This is a genomic window from Hymenobacter agri, assembly GCF_054778495.1.
The window spans coordinates 1-4,518 of the sequence record NZ_BAAGZM010000341.1; the positions used below are offsets into that span (position 1 = coordinate 1).

5 protein-coding genes are annotated in these 4,518 nt (G+C 65.3%); 2 read left to right on the forward strand and 3 right to left on the reverse strand.

Features of this window, described 5'->3' with window-relative positions; all coding sequences use genetic code 11:
• Nucleotides 1-344: hypothetical protein (locus ACYVDE_RS15215; protein ID WP_460502390.1), on the forward strand; the 344-nt coding region annotated here is incomplete at its 5' end.
• Nucleotides 341-1,816 (forward strand): O-antigen ligase family protein, encoded by a 1,476-nt coding sequence (locus ACYVDE_RS15220; RefSeq protein ID WP_460502391.1) that lies wholly within the window; start codon nucleotides 341-343, stop codon nucleotides 1,814-1,816. The genes ACYVDE_RS15215 and ACYVDE_RS15220, both read left to right, overlap by 4 nt.
• Nucleotides 1,817-1,826: 10 nt before the next feature.
• Here the strand turns inward: ACYVDE_RS15220 and ACYVDE_RS15225 are convergent, their stop codons facing one another.
• The 3 genes from ACYVDE_RS15225 to ACYVDE_RS15235 all read right to left on the reverse strand — a co-directional run.
• Complete coding sequence (locus ACYVDE_RS15225) at nucleotides 1,827-2,405, reverse strand: DinB family protein (RefSeq protein WP_460502392.1); 579 nt, start codon at nucleotides 2,403-2,405, stop codon at nucleotides 1,827-1,829.
• Between the two features lie 6 nt (nucleotides 2,406-2,411).
• Entirely contained in the window at nucleotides 2,412-3,713 is a 1,302-nt protein-coding gene (locus ACYVDE_RS15230) for a PP2C family protein-serine/threonine phosphatase (RefSeq protein ID WP_460502393.1), read from the reverse strand.
• 48 nt (nucleotides 3,714-3,761) lie between these two features.
• Nucleotides 3,762-4,518 (reverse strand): ABC transporter permease (locus ACYVDE_RS15235; RefSeq protein ID WP_460502394.1); only part of this gene is annotated, 757 nt, incomplete at its 5' end.

Sequence of the window (4,518 nt, forward strand, 5' to 3'; positions counted from 1 at the left end):
GCCTGCGCCGGGCCCTGCGCGGCCTGACGCGCGCCGACGGCGGCAACCTCATCAACCTGGAGAGCTACGTGCGCGGCACCGACTCGCTCACCATGTTCACCACCCGCGTGGCCGACCTGCAAACTCGTCTCATTGCGGCGCGCGCCGCCTACGAAACGGCCGAGCTCAGCATCAAAGGCCAGCTTTCCAGCCTCTACATCGTGCAGAAGGCCTACCCGGCCACCCGCAAGTTCAAGCCCGTACGCTCGCTCATCGTGCTGGGCTCGGTGCTGGCCATGTTCGCCCTGTCGGTGGTATTCATCGCCCTGCTCGAGCTCTACCGCTACCACCGGCCCACGGCGTGAACTCCCCGCTAACCAACCGGCTGCAACGCGTTGCGCGCACCCTCGACGGCCCGCAGTGGCTGTTTGTGGGCTTTGCGGCATTGCTGCTGCTGGGTGGCGCTACGGCTGCCCTGCAACAGCAGCCGGCACTGCTGCTGCCGGCTCTGCTGGCCGTAGGCGGGCTGCTGGCGCTGGTGGAGTGGCGCTGGGTGTACTATGCGCTGTTTGCCGTGCTGCCCTTTTCGCAGGAAATCGGGCTATTTGGCGGACTGAGCATGGACGTGCCCTCTGAGCCGCTGATGCTGGCCCTGACGGCCTGCCTGGGCCTGGCCCTGCTGCTGCGCCAAGGCACACTGCCGCGCCGCGAGTGGGCGCACCCGCTCCTGCTCATCTTGGCCCTGATGCTGACGTGGACGGCCCTGGATGCCGCCTTTTCCGTCGACCACACCAAGTCGGTTAAATACCTGTTGGCCAAGGTGTGGTACCTGGTGCCATTTGTACTGGGGACGCTGCTGGTAGTGCGCCGCCCCGGCGAAGCCTGGCGCTTTGCGGCCGTGTACGCGGCCAGCGCGTGCCTGAGCGTGGCTTACGTAGCCAGTCGGCACGCGACGCGCGGCTTCAGCTTTGGCGAGATTAACTGGGCACTGCACCCGTTTTTTCGCAACCACGTCATTTATGCCACCATGCTGGCGCTGCTGCTGCCGTTTTGCTGGTTTGGGCTGCAGGCGGTGCGCCATGCCGGTGCCCGAATAGCATGGCGAATCGCGCTGGGCGTGCTGCTGTTCGGGCTACTTACTTCTTACACGCGGGCATCCATCGTGTCGGTGCCGCTGGCCGCCCTGTATTTACTGGTGCTGCGGCTGCGCCTCACCCGGCTGCTCCTGCTCGTTGTGGCCGTCAGTACCACGCTCACGGTAAGCTACTTCGTGATTGGCGACCGGTACATGGAGTACGCGCCCGACTACGAGCATACAGTGTTCAACGGCAAGAATTTCGAGCGCCACCTGGAGGCCACCTATAAGTTTCAGGACGTGTCGGGCATGGAGCGGGTGTACCGCTGGGTGGCCGCCGCCCGCATGATTGGCGACAAGCCCCTGACCGGCAGCGGCGCGGCTACCTTCTACCCCGAATACAAGCGCTACACGGTGAAGAGCTTCCGCACCTACGTGAGCGCCAACCCCGAAAAATCGACTACTCACAACTACTTCCTGCTGCAGCTGGCCGAGCAGGGCATCCCCGGTTTCCTGCTGTTTATCAGCCTGATTGCGACGACGCTGCTACTGGCCGAAAGCCTCTACCACCGCGCCCAGGCCCGCCCTGAGGTGCGCCGCGTGGTGCTGGCCGCTACGCTGTCATTCGTCATCATCGTGTTCCACCTCACCCTGAACGAGCTGGTGGAAGTCGATAAAATCGGCCCGGTGTTCTTCATCTGCCTGGCGCTGCTGGTGCGCTGCGGCACGTGGCTGGACGAGGAACCAATACAGCAGGCGTAGGACCCCGCCTCTACCCGGGCTTGCTGCTGTGGGCTTGGCACTCGGCTACCACGGCGGCAATCTGGGCGAGGTGCCGCTCGGCGTGCTTGGCCAGGAAATACACGAAATCGTACACGTCCATCCGGCCCAGGTCGTTCACCGTCATGGTGGTACGGTACAACACGCCTTCGCCATTGGGCAGGCGGGCCAGCACGGCCTGGCACTGTTGCAGCTGCTGCCGCAGCGTGGCGGCCACCTCGGGCCCGGTTTTCAGCCCGCGCGGGGCCATGTGGTCGGGCCGCACCCACTTAAAAGCCCCGGGCTGGCCAATTTCGTCGAGCCGGGCGCGGGCCGACTGCCGGGTGGCCAGCTCGGTAGCTAAGTCCAGCCCGTGCGCATTTTTGAGAGCTTTGGTGGTGCCTTTCTCGATGAGGATGAGCAGAAAATGGTTGGTGAGGGCCACGTGCTCCAGAATCTCATCCACCGTCCAGCCGCCGTCGGCCGGATGGTAGCCGCGCAGCGCAGCCGGGGCCGCAAACCAAGTGTCGAGCTGGTCGAAAGCCGCCACCAGCCGCTGGTCGATTTCCGCAATCAGAAGTTCGGGCACCATCGCAGGCTACTTAAACCGGCAGCTGAGAATGGTCACGTCGTCGGCAAACTGGGCATTGTGGGCGCTGAAAGCGTTGATGCTGCGCAGCAGTTCCTGGTGCAGCTTGGGCAGCGGCAGGTAGCGGGTGCGCCGCAGCACGCCCAGCACGCCGGTTTCACCAAACTCGTTGCCCTCGGCGTCGAATACTTCGGTGAGGCCGTCGGTGTAGAGCAGCAGCAGCGAATGGCGCGAAATGTGGGTTTCGCCCACGCGCAGCAGCGGCAGCTCTTCCATGATGCCGAGCATGACGGTGCCGTGCTTGAGGCGCTCCACCGAGCCGTCGTCGCAGAGCAGCAGCGGGTCGTTGTGGCCGGCGTTCACGTATTGCAGCACGCGGGTGCGGCGGTTGTAGATGCCCAGAAACGCTGTGATGAACTTCTCGCCGCCCGAGTTGCGGAACAGCAGGTGGTTGAGCTCAGGCACGATGGTAGCCAGCGGTACGCCCTGGCGCAGCAGGGTGCGCAGCCCGGCCTGGAAGTTCGACATCAGCAGCGAAGCCGGCACGCCCTTACCGCTCACGTCGGCCACGCACAACAGCAGGCGGTCGGCGTCCATCTCCACCACATCATAGTAGTCGCCGCCGATTTCGGTGTGCGGCACGTAGCTGCGCTCAATGGCTAGGTCGGCATCGTTGGGCAGCCGGCGCGGAAACAGCAGGGCCTGCACTTCCTGCGCAATCTCGATTTCCTTGCGCACGGCCGCATCGGCAATGCGCTGGGCCTGCAGGCGGCGGTTTTCCACGGCCCCCATCAGCGTGTTGGCCAGCGAGGTGAGGAAGGGCATGAGCTGGGCCCGGTCGTAGTTCGAGCGAAAGCCGCCCACGAACACATAGGCCGCTACTTCGCGCTGGCGCAAAATGGGCAGCACCATTTCGTACCGCTCCCACTCGGGGCCCAGGCGCAGGTCTTCAACCGCCTGCGGCTCGCGGATTTCGCCACTCAGCAGCTCGCCCGAGAGGTGCAGCTTTTCGGCGGTGGCTAAGTCGCAGCCCAGCACGAGGCGAGGCCGAAAACGGTCGTCTTCGTGCGCAAACAGCACCAGCTGCACGATGTTGCGCTGGCCCTGCAGCGTGAGGCGCAGCATGTGGTAGAGTTCGTCGACGGTGTGGTCGCGGGCCGTCATGTCGTGGGCCACGCCCAGCACCGTCTCCAGCTCGAACTGCTTGATTTGCAGCTGGCGACGCAGCTGCTTCAGCTGTTCGTCGCGCTGCGCCAGCAGGTCGGCATCGGTGGGCGGTTGGGTGGGCGAATCGGGAGCAGCAGCGGCCATACGCGGCAAGGTACGCAACGCGCCGGAAATGCGGCGCGGGGCGCAAACTTACACCGCCACGGGCGTTTTGGGGTCGTAGGCGTCGCGCAGGCCGTTACCCAGCAGGTTGAAGCTGAGCACCAGCAGCGAAATGGCCGTGCCCGGCAGCAGCGTGAGCCACAGCCCGGCCTGGGTGCCCAGCAGGTCGTAGCCTTCTTTCACCATCAGCCCCCAGCTGGGCGCGGGCGGCTGCACCCCCAGCCCCAGAAAGCTCAGGCCCGCTTCGAGCAGAATGGCCGAGGCAAAATTACTGGTGGCCAGCACGATGAGCGGGCCGCGCATTTTGGGCAGCAGGTGCCGGGCAATGAGCCGCCAGGTGGGCAGCCCCAGCACCCGGCCGGCTTCCACGAAGGTGGCCGAGCGCAAACTCAGCATCTGCCCGCGCACCACGCGGGCCACGTCTACCCACATGGTGAGGCCTACGGCTACAAAGCTCACCCACACGCCTTTGCTGTCGAGCGCCAGCGAAATAGCGATGACGAGCATGATGCCCGGAATGCTCCACACCACCGTCATCAGTCCCAGCAGCAGTGAGTCGACCCAGCCGCCGAAGTAGCCGGCCACCGCCCCCACCGCCATGCCGATAACCAGCGAAATGAGCACCGCCACCAGCCCGATACCCAGCGAGATGCGCGTGCCCAGCAGCAGCCGGCTCAGCTCGTCGCGCCCGGCTTTGTCGGTGCCCAGCGCGTAGGTGCGGCTGATGACGTGATTCTGACGGATTTCACGCTGCAGGTCGGCCGGTGCGCCCGCGTGGCCGGCCACG

What these genes read in the sequence shown, in the direction of transcription:
- ACYVDE_RS15225 (WP_460502392.1), bottom strand. Translation starts at nt 2,405, where the DNA reads ATGGTGCCCGAACTTCTGATTGCGGAAATCGACCAGCGGCTGGTGGCG.
- ACYVDE_RS15230 (WP_460502393.1), bottom strand. Translation starts at nt 3,713, where the DNA reads ATGGCCGCTGCTGCTCCCGATTCGCCCACCCAACCGCCCACCGATGCC.